20 protein-coding genes are annotated in these 20004 nt (G+C 57.3%); all 20 read left to right on the top strand.

Features of this window, described 5'->3' with window-relative positions:
* Positions 1–181 precede the first annotated feature (181 nt).
* The gene (locus BC1002_RS20590; RefSeq protein WP_013091924.1) at positions 182–1588 is read left to right on the top strand and encodes an amidase; all 1407 of its coding nucleotides are present in this window, start codon (positions 182–184) and stop codon (positions 1586–1588) included.
* A 70-nt stretch (positions 1589–1658) separates the two neighbouring features.
* Positions 1659–2687 (top strand): FAD-binding oxidoreductase, encoded by a 1029-nt coding sequence (locus BC1002_RS20585; protein WP_013091923.1) that lies wholly within the window; start codon positions 1659–1661, stop codon positions 2685–2687.
* Positions 2688–2698: 11 nt separating this feature from the next.
* Positions 2699–4027, top strand: coding sequence for a M20 family metallopeptidase (locus BC1002_RS20580; protein ID WP_013091922.1), 1329 nt, complete (start codon positions 2699–2701; stop codon positions 4025–4027).
* Between the two features lie 55 nt (positions 4028–4082).
* On the top strand, positions 4083–4232 hold the full coding sequence (locus BC1002_RS36470; RefSeq protein WP_013091921.1) for a hypothetical protein: 150 nt from the start codon (positions 4083–4085) through the stop codon (positions 4230–4232).
* Between the two features lie 53 nt (positions 4233–4285).
* On the top strand, positions 4286–5728 hold the full coding sequence (gene iaaH, locus BC1002_RS20575; protein WP_013091920.1) for an indoleacetamide hydrolase: 1443 nt from the start codon (positions 4286–4288) through the stop codon (positions 5726–5728).
* 14 nt (positions 5729–5742) lie between these two features.
* Complete coding sequence (locus BC1002_RS20570) at positions 5743–6696, top strand: VOC family protein (RefSeq protein WP_013091919.1); 954 nt, start codon at positions 5743–5745, stop codon at positions 6694–6696.
* Positions 6697–7542, top strand: a complete 846-nt coding sequence (locus BC1002_RS20565; RefSeq protein WP_013091918.1) for an alpha/beta fold hydrolase — start codon at positions 6697–6699, stop codon at positions 7540–7542.
* Between the two features lie 21 nt (positions 7543–7563).
* Positions 7564–8007 (top strand): lipocalin-like domain-containing protein, encoded by a 444-nt coding sequence (locus BC1002_RS20560; RefSeq protein ID WP_013091917.1) that lies wholly within the window; start codon positions 7564–7566, stop codon positions 8005–8007.
* A gap of 13 nt (positions 8008–8020) precedes the next feature.
* Positions 8021–8965, top strand: a complete 945-nt coding sequence (locus tag BC1002_RS20555; protein WP_013091916.1) for a 3-carboxyethylcatechol 2,3-dioxygenase — start codon at positions 8021–8023, stop codon at positions 8963–8965.
* 14 nt (positions 8966–8979) lie between these two features.
* A complete protein-coding gene (mhpD, locus tag BC1002_RS20550; protein ID WP_013091915.1) occupies positions 8980–9777 on the top strand; it encodes a 2-keto-4-pentenoate hydratase in 798 nt (265 codons plus the stop codon).
* 20 nt (positions 9778–9797) lie between these two features.
* Positions 9798–10739, top strand: coding sequence for an acetaldehyde dehydrogenase (acetylating) (locus BC1002_RS20545; RefSeq protein ID WP_013091914.1), 942 nt, complete (start codon positions 9798–9800; stop codon positions 10737–10739).
* A 19-nt stretch (positions 10740–10758) separates the two neighbouring features.
* Positions 10759–11778, top strand: a complete 1020-nt coding sequence (gene mhpE / locus BC1002_RS20540; protein WP_013091913.1) for a 4-hydroxy-2-oxovalerate aldolase — start codon at positions 10759–10761, stop codon at positions 11776–11778.
* A 156-nt stretch (positions 11779–11934) separates the two neighbouring features.
* Complete coding sequence (locus tag BC1002_RS20535; protein WP_013091912.1) at positions 11935–13032, top strand: porin; 1098 nt, start codon at positions 11935–11937, stop codon at positions 13030–13032.
* Between the two features lie 70 nt (positions 13033–13102).
* Positions 13103–14212, top strand: coding sequence for an alcohol dehydrogenase catalytic domain-containing protein (locus BC1002_RS20530; protein WP_013091911.1), 1110 nt, complete (start codon positions 13103–13105; stop codon positions 14210–14212).
* Positions 14213–14239: 27 nt separating this feature from the next.
* Entirely contained in the window at positions 14240–14770 is a 531-nt protein-coding gene (locus tag BC1002_RS20525) for a cupin domain-containing protein (protein WP_013091910.1), read from the top strand.
* Between the two features lie 28 nt (positions 14771–14798).
* Complete coding sequence (locus BC1002_RS20520) at positions 14799–15344, top strand: bacteriohemerythrin (RefSeq protein WP_013091909.1); 546 nt, start codon at positions 14799–14801, stop codon at positions 15342–15344.
* Positions 15345–15371: 27 nt separating this feature from the next.
* Positions 15372–16118: an SDR family NAD(P)-dependent oxidoreductase gene (locus BC1002_RS20515; protein WP_013091908.1), complete on the top strand. Its 747-nt coding sequence runs from the start codon at positions 15372–15374 to the stop codon at positions 16116–16118.
* A 167-nt stretch (positions 16119–16285) separates the two neighbouring features.
* Entirely contained in the window at positions 16286–17848 is a 1563-nt protein-coding gene (locus BC1002_RS20510; RefSeq protein ID WP_013091907.1) for a methyl-accepting chemotaxis protein, read from the top strand.
* Between the two features lie 22 nt (positions 17849–17870).
* On the top strand, positions 17871–18740 hold the full coding sequence (locus BC1002_RS20505) for an alpha/beta fold hydrolase (RefSeq protein ID WP_013091906.1): 870 nt from the start codon (positions 17871–17873) through the stop codon (positions 18738–18740).
* Between the two features lie 301 nt (positions 18741–19041).
* Entirely contained in the window at positions 19042–19911 is an 870-nt protein-coding gene (locus BC1002_RS20500) for an NmrA family NAD(P)-binding protein (RefSeq protein ID WP_013091905.1), read from the top strand.
* Positions 19912–20004: the final 93 nt, after the last annotated feature.

Here is a 20004-nt window from a genome sequence, read left to right as displayed (position 1 = left end):
GACTCCCGGCCCTGCAATGCCTGTAATACCCCGGCGCCTCAGGCTTGGTCAGTGAATTTCTCCGAAATGAACCTGTGAGCTTTGAGTGCGCCAGTCTTAATTCTTCAATATCTAAGATTGCGACCGGTAGCGGAACCCACCTACCTGCATAACGCATTAGATCCGAACTAGAGTCCGTGTCATGAGCCTGCCCAGCGATTTGCATAATCTCGAATTACACGACCTGTCGCTGTTGATTCGCAGTCGAAAAGTCAGTCCCATAGAAGTTACCCAAGCGCAGTTGAAACGCATCGAGGCCCTTGACGGGACTCTGCGCAGTTATGCGCGGGTTACTCCGGATCTCGCGCTTCAGCAGGCGAAGGAGGCTGAAGAGGAATTGATGCGTGGTCAAATCCGTTCGCCGATCCACGGCATTCCTCTGGCCTATAAAGATCTGTTCGATACTGCGGGCATCATCACTTCGGGCGGTATGCCGATCCACGGGCAACGGATCCCCATGCAGAACGCGACCGCGGTGCAGATGATGCATGACGCCGGCGCTGTGATGCTGGGTAAGCTGCAGATGACGGAAGGCGCTTTTGCCATCAATCATCCCTCCATTCCGGATGCCGTTAATCCGTGGGGTGCGGGTCACTGGGCGGGGGCTTCCTCCACGGGCTGTGGCGTGGCCACCGCTGCTCGACTTTGCTATGGCTCTCTGGGAACCGACACTGGGGGTTCCATTCGATTTCCCGCGGCGGCAAACGGGTTGACGGGTATCAAGCCTACATGGGGTCGCGTGAGCCGTTTCGGTGCATTTGAACTGGCTTCATCGCTGGATCATGTCGGACCCATCGCGCGTTCCGCTAGTGATGCGCTGATTTTGCTCGCCGCTGTAACAGGACACGACACGAAGGATTCGACGTCGCTCCCTCATCTGGGACTGAACGTTCCGCCGATCGAAGAGAACTTCAAGGGCTTGCGTATCGGTGTCGATGAGTCCTGGATCAGTGAAGGGGTCGATCCGGTTATCCAGCGTCAACTCGAGACCGTCATCGCAATGATCATTGACGCGGGCGGCCTGGTCATCAGTGTCAAAGTTCCGGATACCCGCGATGTCAGCAGCAACTGGGAACTCCATTGCGGTGTTCAAACCGCGGTGGCGCATGAATCGACTTATCCGGTTCGTGCATCGGAATACGGTCCTGCCCTGAGCCGCCTGATTGATCAAGGTCGCGAACTCTCGGCAATGGACTATCAACGGATTCTTTTGGAAGCTCGCCGCTTTAACGGAGCTATGGACGCGCTCTTGTGCGAAGTCGATCTTATTTTGGCTCCGGTGCAACCCTATGCGGCTCCAACTTTCGAGCAGTTGGCGGACTTGGCAGGAGATCCTGAAGCCAATCGACGCTTGATTCAATTTACGGCTCCATTCAATGTCAGTGGTCACCCTGCGATGGCATTTCCGATCGGCTTTACTGAAAACGGTATGCCCATTGGTGGCCAATTCATTGGACGCAAATATGGCGAGGTGACGGTGACCCGCGCGGGGATGGCCATTCAAAAAGTGACTGATTGGCACCGTCAGGGACCTACAGATTTTAAATAACCGTGATCTGCTGAGAAACGGTTTCAGTCGCCCAGAATAAAGACAGACTCTCTATAGTATTTGAATCGTCATGAATCAAGCGCATCAGATTACGATTAATTTTGCAGATGGCGTAAGCCGAACCTTCGCGGCTGACCATAACGAAAATGTTCTGGATGCCGCTATCAAAGCGGAAGTTCCCGTGCTGTATCAGTGCCGCGCGGGCGCGTGTGCCAGTTGCACCTGCAAACTGGAAGAGGGTCAGGCAAGCAATATCCCGGGCGCAAGTTCGACGCTGCTGGCTAGCGAATTCGCGTCCGGTAGCCGTCTTCTGTGCGTGACCCAAGCCGAATCGGACGCTACGTTTTCGGTGGCTTACGGTAGCGAAGTAGGGTCATCGGTCGCGCAGGAACTCAATGCGTTCGTCAACAGCGTCGAGCGAATTGCTTCGAACGTCGTCAAGCTCACGCTGGAACTCGCGGAAGGTTCGTGGGCGGAATTCCGCCCCGGTCAGTTCTTCCAGATCACGGTTCCGGGCTTGGGCGTTCTGCGCTCCTACTCGCCATCCTCCAATGCGGCAGATCTGCCGAAAATGGAGTTCCTGATCCGTCTGCTGCCCAATGGCGCAATGTCCTCCTTCCTGGAAACGCAGATTCAGGTCGATCAGGTTCTGCAACTGAAGGGACCCTATGGCGCATTCTTCCTGCGCGAAGAATCGAAACGTGCTCCGCATATTTTCGTGGCGGGTGGTACGGGTTTGGCTCCGATGCTCTCGATGATCGACACGATTCGCAAATCGAGTGCACGCCCACCGATGCTGCTCAATTTCGGTTGCGCTGTACCCGAAGTTCTGTTCTCGCTGGACGATATTCAACTTCGGCAACAGTGGCTACCGAAGCTCGAAGCGCGCATCTGCGTGGACCGCGGCGCACAGGAAGGTGACGGCCTGCACCTGGGATCGCCGGTCGCGGCCCTCAAGGAAGACGACGTCAAGGATCCGAATTCGGTTGCCTATCTGTGCGGCCCGCAACCGATGATTGATGCGGCGACCACGCGCCTGATCGAATTGGGCGTGAAGCCAGAAAACATCTTCGCCGAACAATTTGTCGCATCGAACTAAGGAGCGCGGACATGGAATTCAAACGCACGAAACAGGTGCCGTTCTCGGCACAGCAGGCCGAATGGTACGAGAAGGCGAAGGCGAGTCTGAACCCGAAGCGTCTTCAAAAGCTCCTGTTTGAACTGACCAACATCCATAGCCCTACGGGCGCGACCAAGGACGCTGCGTTGTACATGCAGCATCACATGGAAACGATCGGCCTCAAAACCAGGGCTCATGATCTGTCTCCTGCCAGTCGTTCGGTGATGGGCGAAATTCGGGGTGAAGGTAATGGTGCTTCGCTGCTTCTTTACGCACCGTTGGACACGCATCTGGACCGTACTCTTGAAGAAGAAATTCTCTCTGGCGAGGGTCAAGAGGCTGATGTGCAACCGTACGCTCAGCAGGTGGATGACTGGGTCTTTGGCCTTGGTGCTTCGAATCCGAAGGGCATGATCGCCACGCATACCGAAGTTTGCACGGCGATCCTCGAAGCGGGCATTCCGCTAATGGGCAATCTGTTGTTGGGTATGGCCGATGGCGGCATGCCCGTCGATATCAAGGAACGCTATTCGGGCATGTCCAATGGCGTATTGGGACTGCTGAATCGCGGTATGTATCCCGACTTCGCAATCATCATGAAGCCGTGGAACTGGGTCTACCACGAAGAACCGGGCATGGCATGGTTCAAGATTCGTGTGCGTGGAACCATGGGCTATGCGGGCATTCCGCATGATGTCCCGGGTTTCCGTTCATCGGTGGTTCCCGCTGCAACGGTAATTCAGGAGTTGCAAGCATGGCTTCCCGGCTATACCGAGCGTAATACGTCGGGCGTGATCGCGCCGCACGGGTGGATTGCGGGTGTTCGTGGCGGCCAGATCGAACGACCGGCATTCCCTTCGGCGGTAACCGATATCTTTTTCGATGTTCGTGTGAACCCCCGCGTCAGCCCTGCGGATGTGAAAGCGCAATTCGCCGCGTTTATCGATGACCTGACGGCTCGTAAGCCCGAGATCGAACTCGACTGGGAGATGTACGGTTCGGTCCCCGGCGGCACTACCGATCCCGATAACTGGATCATTCAATCGGCCAAGCGTGGCTGGGAACATATCGAGGGGCGCCCCCACGGTACCCCGGATTACCTGGCGGGACAAACGGACGGAGCAGCTCTGCGTCGCTACGGTATCCCGACGGCCCGCATTGGCTGGCCGTGGCCCGCTCAAGGTGCTCCGCTTCCTGTTGCCGAAGGATTGGGTGGCATGGGTGCTACTTATGTGCCCGATCTGATGCCGTGCGCCGAAAAGATCCTCTACGCGGTGATCGATACGCTCACGCGTTCGCGACAAGAATTGGGTCTTTAAGACTTTGATACCGGGGCTCAATGAGCCCCGTCAATCAGGTAGCACAGGAGACGAAATGAAGCGTATCAAGATGATTTTCCCGGTTCCGATGAGCGAAGCCACGCGCCCGCTGGTGGAGTCGCAACTCCCGCCGTCGATGAAGCGTCCGGACATCGAAGTGGAGTTCGTCGGCGCCGGTCAGGTCATGACGCTGGCTGATGAATAAGGACGTGGCCTTCGCTGCGTTCGGCGGCTAAGTATTCACAGGGGAGTCCCGCAATGCAAGAGAACAAACGGAACGTGACTGACCTGACGATCGCGGAAGCTCAGATGGCCTTCAAAGACGGCCGGATGACGAGTACGCAACTGGTACAGGCTTGCCTTGAGCGCATCGACGAGGGTAAGCATCTGAATGCCTTGGTTACCGTTGACGCTGAAGGTGCATTGGCGGCTGCGGCTGCAGCCGATGCGCAGCGTGCTAGCGGGGCCCGTTTGGGCCCGTTGAGCGGGATCCCCATCGTTATCAAGGACAACATCCACAGTGCAGGTATTCGCTGCACCGCGGGCACTCCGGCATTTGCAGAATTTGTACCGGCCACGGATGCTCCCACGGTTGCCCGATTGCGTGCGGCCGGCGCGATCGTATTGGGAAAAACCAATATGCACGAATTGGCGTACGGGGCGACGGGATACAACGGCGCGTTCAACACGGGGCCGAATCGCGGCGTGCGCAATGCGTACGACAGCACTCGCGTTGCCGGCGGCTCCTCCTCGGGCTCCGGAACGGCGTTGGGCGCGCGTATGGCACTGGCAGCTCTGGGTACGGATACGGGCGGTTCCATGCGCATTCCTCCGTCGCTCAATGGCGTACCGTCACTTCGACCCACGCAAGACCGCTATTCCGGCACGGGCGTGATTCCGATTGCGAAATCGCGCGATACGGTGGGGCCCATGGCGTTGGCGATGACCGATGTCGCGCTTCTGGACGAAGTGATTACCGGCGAATCCGAACTGCCCAACCTATCTTTGCATGAGCTTCGCTTCGGAATTCCCGCGGAGTTTTGGGTCAATCTGGATGAGGACACGCGAGAGCTCGCGGAGCAGGCAAAAGAAAAGTTGAAGGCACTAGGTGTCACTTTCGTGGAACTCGGCGAATCGGGCCTCGCCGCATTGAATGCGGAAGTTGGATTCCAGGTGGTGATCGGAGAGTCCCGATCCAGCATGACGGAATATCTGGAAGAAAACGGGCATCGGATGACCATCGAACAGATGGCATCGAAGATCGACAGCCCGGATGTGAAGTGGATTTACGAGAACTGGGTGTTGCCCGGCAAATTTCCGGTTGCACAGGGCGAACTGGTCGACGTCGCGCCCCTCTACGACTCCGCACAGGCTGTGGGCGGCGGACGCGACAAGCTGCGCGCGCGGTACAACGAGATGTTCGACACCCACGCTCTGGATGCAATGATGTTCCCCACTACGGCGTGTGTTGCGCCGCTTGCGGACGATAGCATCTACGAAGAAGAGAACTTCCGTCACCTGATCCAAAACACGGAACCAATGGCGAGTGCTGGTCTTCCGGGTATCAACGTGCCGATTGGCCGTGGCTCCCGTACGGGTATGCCGGTAGGGATGGAATTCGATGGCCGTCGGGGATCGGATCGCCGCATGTTAGCGATTGGCATCTTGCTGGAAAGTGTTTTTGGCCGCGTTCGCCCTTAAAAGAGGAATCTAAATTGATCAATGCACTCAGCTATATCGTGGTCGAAACACCGCGTATGCGGGAATGGGCTGAACAGGCATCGACACATGTCGGATTGCAGGTGGACGTGCTCGAAGCCGGGAAGACCATGAGACTTCGTGCTGACGAGAAGATTCAACGTTTCGTTGTCGCCGCTATTGAAGGCGAGTCCACGATGGGTATGGGCTTCGAAGTCGCGGACGAGCAGACATTGATCGCGTGCGCGGCCGCGCTCGAAGCGGCCGGCTATAAAACGACGCAAGGGACTCCGGAAGAAATCGAGTTCCGAGGCGTCCAGGACATGATTCAATTCCGCGACCATGATGGTGTCCGGCTGGAGATCGCGTACGGTTTGAAAGATGCTGATACGGAATTCGCGCCCGGCCGGCCGATCGGTGGATTCCGCATGGGTAAGATGGGCTTGGGTCATGTGGCGTTCATTACGGAGCACTTCGAGGAGACTTCGAATCTCTATCGAAACGTGTTGGGCATGAGCCTCACGGATTACACATACAAGCCGTTCAAGGTTGAATTCCTGCATTGCAATCCAAGGCACCACACGATTGGTATCGCCCATACGGGTGGCAAGGCGGCTATCTATCATTTGATGCTGGAATACAACGACTTCGATGACGTGGGTCGTGCCTACGATACGGCGCTGATGAACCCGGAGTCCATCGGTGTCACGCTGGGTCGTCATATCAATGATCACGCCACTTCGTTCTATCTGAAGAACCCGGATGGCTGGATGTTCGAACTCGGTTGGGCCACGCGCACGGTGGGTCCGGACTGGGAAGTCGAAGAACTCAAGGGTATGAGTCTTTGGGGCCATGACCGCACATGGCTCCCCGATGAAAAGCGCGAGGAAGCGCGACAAATTCTCAAACGGCTGGCTGCTGAAGGTATGCGTGCGCCTGTCGTTCTCCCTGACACGCAGAAGGAACAGTAAATGAATGTCTCCGCTAGTCCGGAAATTGCCAACCAGATCGAATTGAACGGCTACACGCTCAACTATCACGACCAGGGACAGGGCGATGTCATTCTGCTGATTCACGGATCGGGCCCCGGCGTCACTTCATGGGCTAATTGGCGAGGGATCATCCCGACGCTGAGCCAGAAAGCTCGTGTCGTGGCCCCCGATATGCTCGGCTTCGGTTACACGAAGTGCCCGTCGGATCTGAAGCTGCATCCGGCTGCCTGGGTCAAATCGCTGATCGATCTTCTCGATGCACTGAATATCGACAAGGTATCGGTGGTCGGCAATTCGTTCGGCGGGGCTATCGCACTGGCACTGGCTACGGATCATCCGGAGCGCGTCAACCGCCTGGTTCTGATGGGCGCAGCCGGCATCTCGGCGCCGATCAGCGCGGGCCTCGAAAAGGTGTGGGGTTATGAACCCTCATTGGAAGCCATGCGCGGTCTGATGGAGGTCTTTGCATATGACCATTCGATCATCAATGACGATCTGGTCCGTATGCGTTATGAGGCATCGATTCGTGCGGACGTGCAGGCTCGTTTCTCCAGGCTATTCCCGGCCCCGCGTCAACAGGGCGTGGAAATGCTCGCGCAGCCGGAAAGCAAGCTGAAATCGATTGGACACAAGACGCTTCTGATCCATGGCCGTGATGACCAGGTGATTCCGGTTGAATGGTCGGAGCGTATGGTGCGCCTCATTCCGCACGCTGATCTTCACGTGTTTGGCGAATGCGGCCATTGGGTGCAAATCGAAAAGGCACAGGCGTTCACGAAGCTGGTTGTGGACTTCCTCGTCGATTCGGCCATCGCAGCAAATTGAAATGCAACTGAGAGAAGTGTTATGAGCGAAAACCAAAATCTGGACATTGCGGGACGCTGGGAAGTCCAGCGTTGGGAGCAAATCTATGACGATGGCCGGGTCACCTATCCGATGGGCCAGGAACTGGAAGGCTTCATGGAGTACGGCGTGAACGGCATGTTTTGCGCAATCGGCAAGAAGGGCCGCGAAGCATTCACGACAGGCGGCCAGTGGAATGCGTCGGATGCGGAAAAAGCTCGGGCGTACATGACGTACCTGACGTATGCAGGTGATTACGAAGTTCAGGGCAATGTGGTGACGCACAAGGTCCGGCATAGCCTGTTCCCGAATTGGGTGGGAGGCGAACAGAAGCGCTTTGCCGAACTCAACGGCGATGTACTTCAACTGACGACGCACAAGCTGGAAGCAGGAACGGCTGAAGCCCGTGTTGCACGCTTGGTATTCAAGCGCAAGAGAAACGTTTAAGCAGGGCCAGGAAATGCCGATTCTTCTCGAATGTCTGTCGCATACACCACTTCACGGTTACTTCGACCCATCTCCGGAAGTGGTGATGGAAGTCGAACGGGTCAACGCGGCCTCACGGGAGCGTGTACGTGCGTTCGACCCGGAACTGGTGGTCGTGTTCGCTCCCGATCACTACAACGGGTTCTTCTACGACATGATGCCGCCGTTCTGCATTGGCGCTGCGGCAACTGCGATTGGGGACTACAAGAGCCTTGCGGGCGAATTGCCGATCGATGCGGATCTGGCAAAGCGCATGGCGGAAAGTGTGCTCGCGGCGGAAGTGGACGTGTCGATTTCATATCGGATGCTTGTCGATCACGGTGCGGCGCAAGCGCTCGAGCAGGTCACGGGCGGCCTGGATTCTTATCCAGTGGTGCCGGTGTTTATCAATTCCGTGGCACCGCCGATGGCAACCCTGAAGCGCTCGCGTCTATTGGGCAAGGCTATCGGTGAATTCCTGAAGCAGACCGGCAAACGGGTGTTGATTTTAGGTTCGGGCGGCATTTCCCATGAGCCTCCCGTTCCCGAGCTGGCGGGGGCTTCGCTGGAGATCGCAGAACGTCTGATCCACACGGGGCGCAATCTGACTCCGGAACAACGGAACGCGCGCCAGGAACGCGTAATCAATGCGGCCAAAGCATTCACTGCCGGAGACGCACCGAACATGCGCGCGTTGAATCCCGAATGGGATTTGGCGTTCCTCAACCGCTTGCAAAATGATCTGATGGCCGTGGATCGGATGAGCAACGAGGAGATAACGCGCGACGGCGGAAGATCCGCGCACGAAATCCGTACCTGGGTCGCAGCGTTCGGTGCCCTGTCGGCATTCGGTGCGTACGAAGCGCAGTTGGATTTCTATCAGCCGATTCCCGAGTGGATTGCTGGTTTTGCGTGCATGCATGCAAAACCTTTGAACTGAGCCGGAAGAAAGAGATGAAAGAGATGATGTCAAAGGAAAAGATGGACGCGATTGCACAGCGTCTGAGCCAGGCCGAGGCCACCCGTCAGGTTATCGAACCAGTGCGGGAAGAAATCGCGGTTGACGATATGGCAAGTGCCTACGCGATTCAGCAGATCAACGTCGATCGCCGTATTGCCGCCGGTGAGCGCGTCGTGGGCCGCAAGATTGGCCTCACGTCGCTGGCGGTGCAGAAGCAACTCGGCGTGGATCAACCGGACTTCGGGGCGCTGTTTGCCTCGATGTCCTATGGCGATGCTCAGCCAATTCCGCTTTCGAAATTTATTCAGCCGAAAGTCGAGGCTGAAATCGCACTCGTCCTCAAGAGCGATCTGACGCAGACGCGTCATACCTATGCCGACATCATCCGGGCAACCGGTTACGCGCTGGCGGCCATCGAAATCGTGGATAGCCGTATTCGCAACTGGGATATCCGCTTCGTCGACACCGTCGCAGATAACGCCTCGTCGGCAGCCTTTGTTCTGGGTTCACGTCCGGTGTCACTGGCCAACGTAGACCTGTGTGCAGCGACGATGACGATGGCGCGTGGCGACGGCGTATCGGTATCGCAGGGTTCCGGGTCTGCCTGCCTGGGCAATCCGCTGAACGCTGCTGTGTGGCTGGCCGATCGCATGGTCCAACTCGGTACACCGCTGAAGGCGGGCGACATCGTTTTGACCGGAGCCTTGGGCCCCATGGCCGCCGTCACGGAGCCGGATACATACACCGTGAGTATTTCGGGCTTGGGCAATGTCCGGGCTCGCTTCGAATAACGCATTTCAGGAAAGTACACATGACGGCAAAACTCAAGGCCGCGATTATCGGCTCGGGCAATATCGGCACGGACCTCATGATCAAGATCATGCGGCACGGCAAGCATCTGGAAATGGGGGCGATGGTTGGCATCGACCCGAATTCGGACGGCTTGGCCCGCGCCGCGCGTCTGGGTGTCGCAGTGACCCACGAAGGTGCCCAGGGTCTGGTGAACCTGCCGATTTTCAAAGACATTGACGTGGTGTTCGATGCCACGTCGGCGGGTGCCCATATCAAGAACGACGCATTGCTGCGTCAGCACAAGCCGAACATTCGCGTCATCGATTTGACGCCGGCTGCGATTGGTCCGTACTGCGTGCCCGTGGTGAACCTCGATGCGCAAATCGATGCGCCGAACGTCAACATGGTCACGTGCGGTGGACAGGCAACGATCCCAATGGTGGCTGCCGTGTCCCGCGTGACCAAGGTCCACTATGGCGAAATCGTCGCCTCCATCAGCAGCAAATCGGCCGGTCCGGGCACGCGCGCGAACATCGACGAGTTCACTGAAACGACCTCGAAGGCGATCGAAGCCGTCGGCGGCGCCGCGAAGGGTAAGGCGATCATCGTTCTGAACCCGGCTGAACCTCCGGTGATGATGCGCGATACGGTGTACACGCTCTCCGATCTCGCGGATCAGGCGAAGATCGAGGCCTCGATTGATGAGATGGCGAAGGCTGTGAATGCTTACGTGCCGGGATACCGTCTGAAGCAGAAGGTGCAGTTCGATGTGATTCCGGAATCGGCGCCCATTAACGTGCCGGGTCTCGGCAAGTTCAGCGGCCTGAAGACCTCGATTTTCATCGAAGTCGAGGGGGCGGCGCACTATCTGCCCGCTTATGCGGGAAATCTGGACATCATGACCAGCGCAGCCCTCGCTACGGCAGAGCGTATGGCTGAACGCATGGTCGCTGTGGCATAAGCGGTAAAGGATAAAGAACATGAGCAACGGTAAGAAACTCTATATCTCCGATGTGACACTGCGCGACGGCAGCCACGCCATTCGTCATCAGTACTCGATCCAGAACGTGCAGGACATCGCACGCGCGTTGGACAAGGCGAAAGTCGATTCGATTGAAGTGGCGCACGGCGACGGTCTGCAAGGGTCGAGCTTCAACTACGGCTTCGGCGCGCATAGCGACCTCGAATGGATCGAAGCGGTCGCCGACGTCGTCGAGCACGCGAAGATCGCGACGCTGCTGCTGCCCGGCATCGGCACGATCCACGATCTGAAGGCTGCGTATAACGCGGGCGCACGCGTGGTCCGCGTGGCGACGCACTGCACGGAAGCTGACATCTCGAAGCAGCACATCGAATACGCACGCGAGCTCGGCATGGACACCGTCGGCTTCCTGATGATGAGCCACATGACCACGCCGGAGAACCTCGCCATCGAAGCGAAGAAGATGGAGAGCTACGGCGCGACCTGCATCTATGTGGTCGATTCAGGCGGCGCGCTGACGATGAACGACGTGCGCGACCGCTTCCGCGCGGTGAAGGCCGTGCTGAAACCCGAAACGCAAACGGGCATGCACGCGCACCACAACCTGTCGCTGGGTGTGGCCAATTCCATCGTCGCGGTGGAAGAAGGCTGCGATCGCATCGATGCATCGCTCGCGGGCATGGGCGCGGGCGCGGGCAATGCGCCGCTCGAAGTGTTCATCGCGGCCGCCGAGCGCATGGGCTGGAATCACGGCACCGACCTCTACACGCTGATGGACGCCGCCGACGACATCGTGCGTCCGCTGCAGGACCGGCCGGTGCGCGTGGACCGCGAAACGCTCGCGCTCGGTTATGCGGGTGTGTATTCGAGCTTCCTGCGTCATTCGGAAGTGGCCGCGAAGAAGTACGGCCTGAAGACTGTCGACATTCTGGTCGAGCTGGGCAAGCGCCGCATGGTCGGCGGCCAGGAAGACATGATCGTGGATGTGGCCTTGGATCTATTGAAAAGCGGGAACTAAAGATCACGAAATTTGGAACATTCACGATTATTTGAATGTTTCAAATTTGCGACTCATTTCTCAATTCGCAGTAGTCGACGATAAGAGATCGTTTAAGTCTTTCTGCCACAGCAGGGAGGCTTTAGCGATATATAAACTTTGGGGGTAGTGAAGAGGATGAAGCTCAAGACTAGTATGCTGGCGGTTAGCGCCGTGGTTGCTGCAATCGCGGCCGATTCGGCGAACGCGCAATCGAGCGTGAATATCTACGGTCTTCTCGACACGGGTGTCATGTACGTCTCGAATGTCGGTGGCAATAAGCTTTTCAAAATCGATCCGGGTGCGCAAGCTCCGAACCTCTGGGGTATCACGGGCCGCGAGGACCTTGGCGGTGGCCTGAAGGCAGTCTTCAAGCTCGAAGGTCAGATCGACCTGAATAGTGGCGCGGCAATCAATGGCCTATTTGGTCATCAGGCTTATGTCGGTCTTTCCGACAGCAAGTACGGTACGCTGACGGCGGGTAGTCAAATCGACTTCATGTTTGACTCGCTGATCGCGGATCGTTGGGGTCCCGCATTCCCGATCGTCAACGCGATGAGCCTGCGTCAAGGCGGATTTGTCGGTCTTGACAATCGGCGTGGCTACATGAATGGCTCGTTCGACTTCGACCGGTCGCTGGGTGCCCCCATCAACAACTCGATCAAGTATCAGAGTCCGGTGTTCTCTGGCCTCTCGTTCGGTGCACAGTATGCCTTCGGCGGTGTCGCAGGTTCGTTCGGCACGAACTCTGGCCAGAGCTACGGCGTGAACTACCACATCGGTGGCGTATCGCTGAATGGCGCATACACGTACATCAAGAGCCACGATTCGAAAAACTTCCCGGACGCCCCGGACAGCAATATCCGTAACTTTGGTTTCGGTGCATCGTGGATCCTTGGTAACACCGAACTTGGCGCTCTGTACACCAATACAGCTAACACCGTGAACGGTGCACAAATCGGTGTCTACGAAGGGGACGTGACCTATACCTTCTCACCGTTTATGCACGCTCACCTGGAATATCAGTACATGAAGGGCAATGGCGTGCTCAACAACGCGCACGCGCATCAAGAAACGCTGACGCTGATCTATTCGCTGTCCAAGCGCACGAGCATCTACTCCGCTTTGGCGTTCCAGCAGGCGTCGGGTATGAACGCACAGATTCTGATGACGCCCGGTGCATCTTCGGGCGGCCGTCAAACGGCATTCGACCTCGGTCTGATTCACTCGTTCTAATCGGGTAGTGTGAAAGGGCTTGCTCAGGTGAGCCACCCTAATCAAAACAATCCACTGGAGGAGATATTCAATGTCCACCATGCGCGCAGCACGCGTTCACGACGCAAGCGGTAAATTCGTTATCGACACGATCGACAAGCCGACGCTTCGACGTCCCACGGATGTTCTCGTGCAGTTGAAGGCCTCCGGTATCGTGCCAAATCTGCGCAATGTCATGAGCAACTACGGCGACAAGTCGTATCTGACGGTGCCCGACCTCCCGGCAATCTACGGCCTGGACGCAGCGGGTGTCGTTGCCGAGGTGGGTTCCGCTGTAACGGGCCTCGAGGTCGGTGACCGCGTGTACATCAACCCGGGTCGCTCGTGTGGTTCGTGCCATGCATGCCGTACCGGCGAGAACACATTCTGCGAAGCTTTCACTTTCCAAGGCTATTTCGGCTTTGGTCCTAAGTCGAAGAAGATCTACGAACAATATCCGTATGGCGGCCTCTGCGAATATGCGACGGCACCGGCTGACGGTCTCGTGAAGCTCAGCGACAACGTGTCGTTCGAAACGGGCGCTCGCTTCGGTTATCTGGGTACTGCCTATTCGGGTCTGCGCAAGGCGGGTGTTGCTGGCGGCAAGACCGTGATGATTATCGGCGGCACAGGTACGCTGGGTCTGGGCGCTACGCTGATCGCACGCGCGATGGGCGCAACCAAAATTCTGGTCGTGGCTCGCAATGAAGAAACGCTGGCCCGCGTCAAGGCGATCGATCCAAAGCGTATCTCGACCTTCTCATACGGCTCCGGTAGCCTCCAGGCCTGGGCTAAGGACCAGACGGACGGCTTGGGCGTCGATTCGGTGATTGATGCTATTGCGCCGAGCCCGACCAATATGCAAACGACGAAGGACGCAATCGGTTGCCTGCGTCGCGGCGGTCGCATGGTGGAAATCGGCGCACAGATCAATGAAGTACCGATCAACATGCATGAAATGATGTGTTCAGCGCTGTCGATCATCGGTTCGCTGTGGTTCACGGTTGGCGAAGGCCAGGACATGGTGAACATGATCGACGCAGGTACGCTCGACCTGTCGACATTCGAAAACCACACGTACACGCTCGATCAGGCCAACGAAGCCCTGCTCGATGCGGAAAAGCGCGCTGGCGGTTTCGTCAACGTTGTGATTACACAGTAATTCTCGAAACAAATCAGGGGATTTCAAATGGTACGTCGTGTTGTTACCGGCCAGGTTGAAGGCAAATCCGTCGTTCTATCGGATAGCGATGAAGCGGGTCATGCATTTGCCGCCGTTCGTGGTTTCAAGACCACGCAGGTTTGGGCCACGAGCCCCGAAACCGTGCTCCCCCATTCCGGCGGCGATCCGGTTCAGGGGCAAGTCACGGTCATGCCGGCACTGAATGGCACGCGTTTCATGATCGTGCAGTTTCCGCCCGATGCGGTGATGTCCGCGGCCGATTTCGATGGCGCAGCGGCCGGTGCCGAGTACGCGGCAGTGTTGCCTGGCCTGGCCGAATGTTTTGAGCCGAATGGTTCGGGTTTTCATGTCACGGACTCCGTGGACTACGATATCGTTCTCAGCGGCGAACTGACGCTCGAACTCGATGACGGCGAGCAGCGCGATCTCAAGGCCGGGGACATCGTTATTCAAAACGGAACCCGTCATGCGTGGCGTAATAAGAGCACACAACCCGCGGTGATGGCTTCCGTGTTGATTGGAACGAAACGTTACTGAGATGTAGTAGAGAGATGTGGGAGACTGAATGATGAACACTCGACAAACACCTGCACACCACGAACATCACCACGCGCCGCGTCAAGCCAGGCACGTGGAAAGGCTCGAATGGAATGATGCGATGCTAATGGGCCACGGACCGATGGACGATTCGCATGAAGAGTTCGTGGCCGTTGTCAATGCATTGCGGAACTCGACGGTGGAAACGGCATTGGCATGTCTTGCCGCGATGGAGTCTCATCTGGTTTCCCATTTCGAACTCGAGCATTCGTGGATGGACAAGACCGCGTTCCCGGAAGCCTATTCCAAGTGCCATCGAGATCAACACGACGAAGTGCTGGAAGCGGTGCAGCGAGTGCATCAAATGGCGATCGTAGGTGCGGTGGGGTTGAGCACCGTTCATCGGCTCGCCCAATCGCTGATCGACTGGTTTCCAGGTCATGCCGACTATATGGATTCTTCGTTGTCGGCGTGGATCAACGACAAGCTTCATGGCGGGCAAGCGGTAGTCATTCGGCGCAATATGACACACGAGGATCGGGTGCCCGGAGAATCCGAAGCCATCGCGGCATAAACGAACTATAGAAATCCAGGAGGGCAAATGATGTTGATGAAGGGCAAGGTCGGTTTGGTGACGGGTGGCGGTTCAGGCATGGGTCGCGCGGCTGCATTGGAACTGGCGACAGAGGGCGCTGTCGTCGTTCTTTGCGGACGTACGGCGGACAAGCTTTCTCAGGTGCGTCAGGAAATCCAGCAATTGGGTGGCCAAGCTGAAATTTTTCTTGGCGATGTCTCGAAGCGCGAGGACAACCAATCGCTGGTGAACTATGTGGAAGAACGCTTCGGGCGGCTGGATTTTGCGTTCAATAACGCGGGCGGTCACGGTGACTTTCACCCCATTCATGAAACGTCGATCGAAGAAGCTGAGTGGGTTATCGACCTGAATTTTAAGGGCGTGTACTACGGCGTGAAGTTCCAGATTGAAGCTATGCTTCGTAGTGGCGGCGGCGTGATTCTCAACAATGCCTCGATCTTCGGCATCCGCGGTATGAATGGCATTGCCCACTACGTGGCCGCTAAACACGCGGTTGTGGGCCTCACGAAGGCGGTCGCGAAAGAATATGCGAATTTCAATATTCGCATCAACGCAGTGTGTCCTGGTGCTACGGAGACCCCGAACTATATGCGCAGCACGGGTGGGGACGTTCACCTTCTGGACAGCATGATTCCAATGGGTCGGATCGGCCAACCGCAAGAAGTCGGCAAAGCGGTTCTTTTCCTCCTTTCGGACCAGTCGAGTTATGTGACGGGATCGACGCTCAGCGTTGATGGCGGTATGACCGTGTGAATTTCTGAGTTAAGCGGCCGTCAAGGAAGAAGTACTCGGAGATTTTCTCCGGGTACTTCTTTTGCTTTTGCAAGCGTTATGGATAGTGAAGCAGGCTCTGCCGGGATCGAAAAACTCAGCGGTACCGGGGTTGACAGAAGACTAGTTCACTTTAGAGAAATAGGGTCATGTTTAAAGAAATCACAATTAAAAGACGATTGATCGTTGCGATGGGGGTGTTGAGTTTTCTGCTGGTATGTGTTGGGAGTATGGGGCTGTACAGCCTCAGCGAAGTGAATAACTCGTTGCGGGAAGTCTATGAGACACACCTGACCGCAATGCATCGCCTGGACCTCATGATTCGGTCGCTTAATCGCCTCCGCTATTCGGTAGCCAGTGCGACATATAGTACCGATGCCGCTGTAATCGATGCGAAGCTGGAGAAGTTTAAGGTCGATTTGAGCGCGGGAAATACCGCATGGAAAGAATACACGGCTGATATATCGCCCGAAGCGAAGCAGAAAGCGGACACTTTCTGGCCTACCTTTGGGCAATATTTCAAAGAGGCGCTCCAGCCTGCGATGCAGGCCATGGCGGAGCATGATCTGCAGAAAGTTTCCGCCGTCGTTGAAGGTCCGTTGGAGTCGCTATACCAGCCGGTTCAGGACGGTTTGGATGGGCTGATGGCCGCTGAAATGCGGGCTACAGAAAGTGCGTATAGACAGGCGCAAAATCGTTACGTTATTGTGCGTGCGCTTTCTATGGCTGCCGTGATCGGAGGATTGATCATGGCGATCGCATTCGGGATCTGGCTGATTCGGGCTATTTCAAATCCTATCAATAAAGCGGTATCGATGGCGCTGAGTGTCGCTCAAGGTGATCTATCAAAAACGACGGAGATAGATGATCGAATGGACGCCAGATCGAAAGAAGAAACGGCACGATTGTTGGCCAGCCTTCGCGATATGAGCGACAGTCTGACAAAGATTGTCCGCGATGTGCGAACGTCATCCGATTCGATCGCCGACGCATCCGGGAAAATCGCATCCGGTACCAGGGAATTGTCGGGTCGTACGGAATCGCAAGCCGCGAATCTGGAGGAGACTGCGGCGTCAATCGAGGAATTGAGTTCCATCGTCAAAAATACTGCCGATAACGCGACGAAAGCTGATGAGTTGGCGAAAGAGGCTTCGGAAGTCGCAGGCAAATGCGGCGAAGCTGTCGGGCGCGTGGTGGAAACGATGTCTTCGATCGATCAGTCCTCTCAGCGAATTGTCGAAATTATCGGCGTGATCGATGGCATCGCTTTCCAAACCAATATCCTGGCTCTGAATGCCGCGGTGGAAGCTGCTCGGGCGGGTGAGCAGGGTCGTGGATTTGCGGTGGTTGCTTCGGAGGTTCGGACCTTGGCTCAACGTTCGGCGCAGGCGGGGAAAGAGATCAAGGAATTGATCGACGACTCGGTTGCTCAAGTTAGCACGGGTGCGCGGCTGGTTGACGAGGCCGGGCTGACGATGAGCGGCGTCGTTGAGTCGACGCGCCGGGTGTCATCAATCGTTTCGGAGATTTCAGCGGCGACGAATGAGCAAGCGGCGGGTATTGAGCAAATCAATCGCGCGGTCATGAATATGGACGAACAGGTGCAAAGGAACTCTGCTATGGTCGAGGAATCGACAGATGCGAGTCAGGCCTTGCGAGACGAGGCGCAGCAACTGGCAAAGTTGGTTTCGATTTTCAAGCTTGGATACTGAAGAGAAATTTAGGAGCATGCATATGAGCGCATATACCGAACAAAGTACGAGTCAATTCTGTACCGTCAGCGATGCGACTACCGGGTTGAGTTACAACGTGCACTACAACGACGTGGGTGCGAAAGAGAGCTATCCGGTAGTGATGCTTCACGGTTCAGGTCCCGGGGCCAGCGGATGGGCAAACTATCATCGCAATATCGATGCTGTCGTCGCGGCGGGATATCGTGTGCTGCTGATCGACGTGCCGGGGTTCGGCAAGAGTGATGCCTTTGTGAATGACAAAGGATCGCGCGCCGATTTCAACGCACGGATTGTGCGTCAAGTACTCGATGCGTTGAGTATCGAAAAGGCCCACCTGATTGGTAACTCGATGGGTGCCCATACGTGCACCGCTCTCTATCTGGATTCCCCGGAGCGAGTCGGTAAGATCGTCATGATGGGAGGCGGTACGGGTGGCCCCTCGATGTTTGGCCCGGTGCCCACCGAAGGCATCAAGCTGCTGAATCAAGTGTATCGCGAGCCGACGCTCGAGAATGTCAAGCGAATGATGAGTATCTTCGTCTACGATCCGTCCGCACTGACGGATGACCTGCTTCAAATGCGAGTCGATGCGATGGTCGCCCGCAAGGATCATCTGGAGAACTGGACTAAGAGTCTGGCCGCTAACCCTCGCCAATTCCACGACTTCGGATCGCGATTAGCGGAAGTCAAGGCGCCCGTGATGCTCATGTGGGGCCGCGACGATCGTTTCCTGCCGTTCGACACGGGTCTGCGCCTGATGGCTAATCTGCCCAATGCGGAGATGCACTTGTTCGGCCGTTGCGGTCATTGGGTGCAGTGGGAGCACGCGGATAAGTTCAACCGCATGGTTCTGGACTTCCTCGCCAACTAAGGTACACGCAATGAACAGTCGTCGATCGACGCCTTTGCCGATCTCGGGCACGTCATCACCGACTAAAAGCGCTGGTTCGGCGAGAGCCCTTCGGATATGCTGGCGCGATCAAATCACACGGCGGTGACAGTATTCGTGCGGCCGGCGCAAACACTTCTGCGGTGCTGTGTCCGGCCGTGCAGAACGGGTGACCTGATGACATCAAGTCACTAAACAAATGACATCCATGCTCTCGCGAAATCGCCGCGCCGCGCCGAGAATTCTCCCCATCACGGCATCCGCCGTCATTGAGGAGAAAAGCATGTTTGCAATTACCGGTGTGACAGGACAGGTGGGCGGCGCGGCGGCGCGCGCGTTACTCGACGCAGGACACGCGGTGCGCGCCGTGCTGCGCGACGAAAGCAAGGCGGCAGCGTGGCGCGAGCGCGGCGCCGAAGTCGCGATCGCATCGTTCGACGACGCCGACGCGCTCACCGCCGCGTTTCGCGACACGGCCGGCGCGTTCGTGATGATCGCGCCGAACTTCGCGCCGCTGCCTGGTTATCCGAACGCGCATGCGGCGGCCGCGGTGCTGAAGGAGGCGCTGTCGAAGGCACGGCCCGGGAGGGTGGCGGCGTTGTCGTCGGTGGGCGGGCAGCGAGAAACGGGGCTCGGCCTGATCACGCAGGTGCATATTCTCGAGCAGGCGCTCGCCGATCTGTCGATTCCGACCGCGATCCTGCGGCCGGCCTGGTTCATGGAGAACTCGCTATGGGATATCGCGCCGGCCCGCACATCCGGCGTGATGCCGAGCTTTCTGCAGCCGCTCGAACGTGCGTTTCCGATGGTCGCGACCGCGGATATCGGCCACGTCGTTGCACACACGCTCACGCAGTCGTGGCAAGGGCGGCGTGTGATCGAGATCGAGGGGCCGCGGCGCTATACGCAGCGCGAGATCGCCGCGCTGCTCGGCGACCTGCTCGGCCGCGCGGTCGAAGCGCGGACGGTGCTGCGCGAGCAGTGGCAAGCGCAGTTTCAGGCACAAGGCACCGAGTGGCCCGCGCCGCGGATCGAGATGCTCGACGGTTTCAACTCGGGGTGGATCGATTTCGAGGATGGAGTCAATGAGCGGGTGGTCGGGACAACCTCGTATCGGACGGTGCTGGAGGAGCTGGTCAGGCGGGCAGGGTAAGCCGGGTCTCGGGCGGGGCCGCGCTCAAGGTTGCCGGACCGTGTGAAACCGCACCCCAGCCGAGCCCCGCGCGCGTGCTAATCTTGCTCCCTT

The sequence above is a fragment of the Paraburkholderia atlantica genome, assembly GCF_000092885.1.
Taxonomy (GTDB): Bacteria; Pseudomonadota; Gammaproteobacteria; order Burkholderiales; family Burkholderiaceae; genus Paraburkholderia; species Paraburkholderia atlantica.
The sequence above is the reverse complement of the archived record's forward strand: the minus strand, read 5'-3'. Positions and strand labels throughout refer to the sequence as shown.

What these genes read in the sequence shown, in the direction of transcription:
- BC1002_RS20565 (WP_013091918.1), top strand. Translation starts at nt 6,697, where the DNA reads ATGAATGTCTCCGCTAGTCCGGAAATTGCCAACCAGATCGAATTGAAC.
- BC1002_RS20580 (WP_013091922.1), top strand. Translation starts at nt 2,699, where the DNA reads ATGGAATTCAAACGCACGAAACAGGTGCCGTTCTCGGCACAGCAGGCC.
- BC1002_RS20555 (WP_013091916.1), top strand. Translation starts at nt 8,021, where the DNA reads ATGCCGATTCTTCTCGAATGTCTGTCGCATACACCACTTCACGGTTAC.
- BC1002_RS20510 (WP_013091907.1), top strand. Translation starts at nt 16,286, where the DNA reads ATGTTTAAAGAAATCACAATTAAAAGACGATTGATCGTTGCGATGGGG.
- BC1002_RS20525 (WP_013091910.1), top strand. Translation starts at nt 14,240, where the DNA reads ATGGTACGTCGTGTTGTTACCGGCCAGGTTGAAGGCAAATCCGTCGTT.
- BC1002_RS36470 (WP_013091921.1), top strand. Translation starts at nt 4,083, where the DNA reads ATGAAGCGTATCAAGATGATTTTCCCGGTTCCGATGAGCGAAGCCACG.
- BC1002_RS20515 (WP_013091908.1), top strand. Translation starts at nt 15,372, where the DNA reads ATGATGTTGATGAAGGGCAAGGTCGGTTTGGTGACGGGTGGCGGTTCA.
- BC1002_RS20530 (WP_013091911.1), top strand. Translation starts at nt 13,103, where the DNA reads ATGTCCACCATGCGCGCAGCACGCGTTCACGACGCAAGCGGTAAATTC.
- BC1002_RS20500 (WP_013091905.1), top strand. Translation starts at nt 19,042, where the DNA reads ATGTTTGCAATTACCGGTGTGACAGGACAGGTGGGCGGCGCGGCGGCG.
- BC1002_RS20520 (WP_013091909.1), top strand. Translation starts at nt 14,799, where the DNA reads ATGATGAACACTCGACAAACACCTGCACACCACGAACATCACCACGCG.
- iaaH (WP_013091920.1), top strand. Translation starts at nt 4,286, where the DNA reads ATGCAAGAGAACAAACGGAACGTGACTGACCTGACGATCGCGGAAGCT.
- mhpE (WP_013091913.1), top strand. Translation starts at nt 10,759, where the DNA reads ATGAGCAACGGTAAGAAACTCTATATCTCCGATGTGACACTGCGCGAC.
- mhpD (WP_013091915.1), top strand. Translation starts at nt 8,980, where the DNA reads ATGAAAGAGATGATGTCAAAGGAAAAGATGGACGCGATTGCACAGCGT.
- BC1002_RS20535 (WP_013091912.1), top strand. Translation starts at nt 11,935, where the DNA reads ATGAAGCTCAAGACTAGTATGCTGGCGGTTAGCGCCGTGGTTGCTGCA.
- BC1002_RS20505 (WP_013091906.1), top strand. Translation starts at nt 17,871, where the DNA reads ATGAGCGCATATACCGAACAAAGTACGAGTCAATTCTGTACCGTCAGC.
- BC1002_RS20545 (WP_013091914.1), top strand. Translation starts at nt 9,798, where the DNA reads ATGACGGCAAAACTCAAGGCCGCGATTATCGGCTCGGGCAATATCGGC.
- BC1002_RS20560 (WP_013091917.1), top strand. Translation starts at nt 7,564, where the DNA reads ATGAGCGAAAACCAAAATCTGGACATTGCGGGACGCTGGGAAGTCCAG.
- BC1002_RS20585 (WP_013091923.1), top strand. Translation starts at nt 1,659, where the DNA reads ATGAATCAAGCGCATCAGATTACGATTAATTTTGCAGATGGCGTAAGC.
- BC1002_RS20590 (WP_013091924.1), top strand. Translation starts at nt 182, where the DNA reads ATGAGCCTGCCCAGCGATTTGCATAATCTCGAATTACACGACCTGTCG.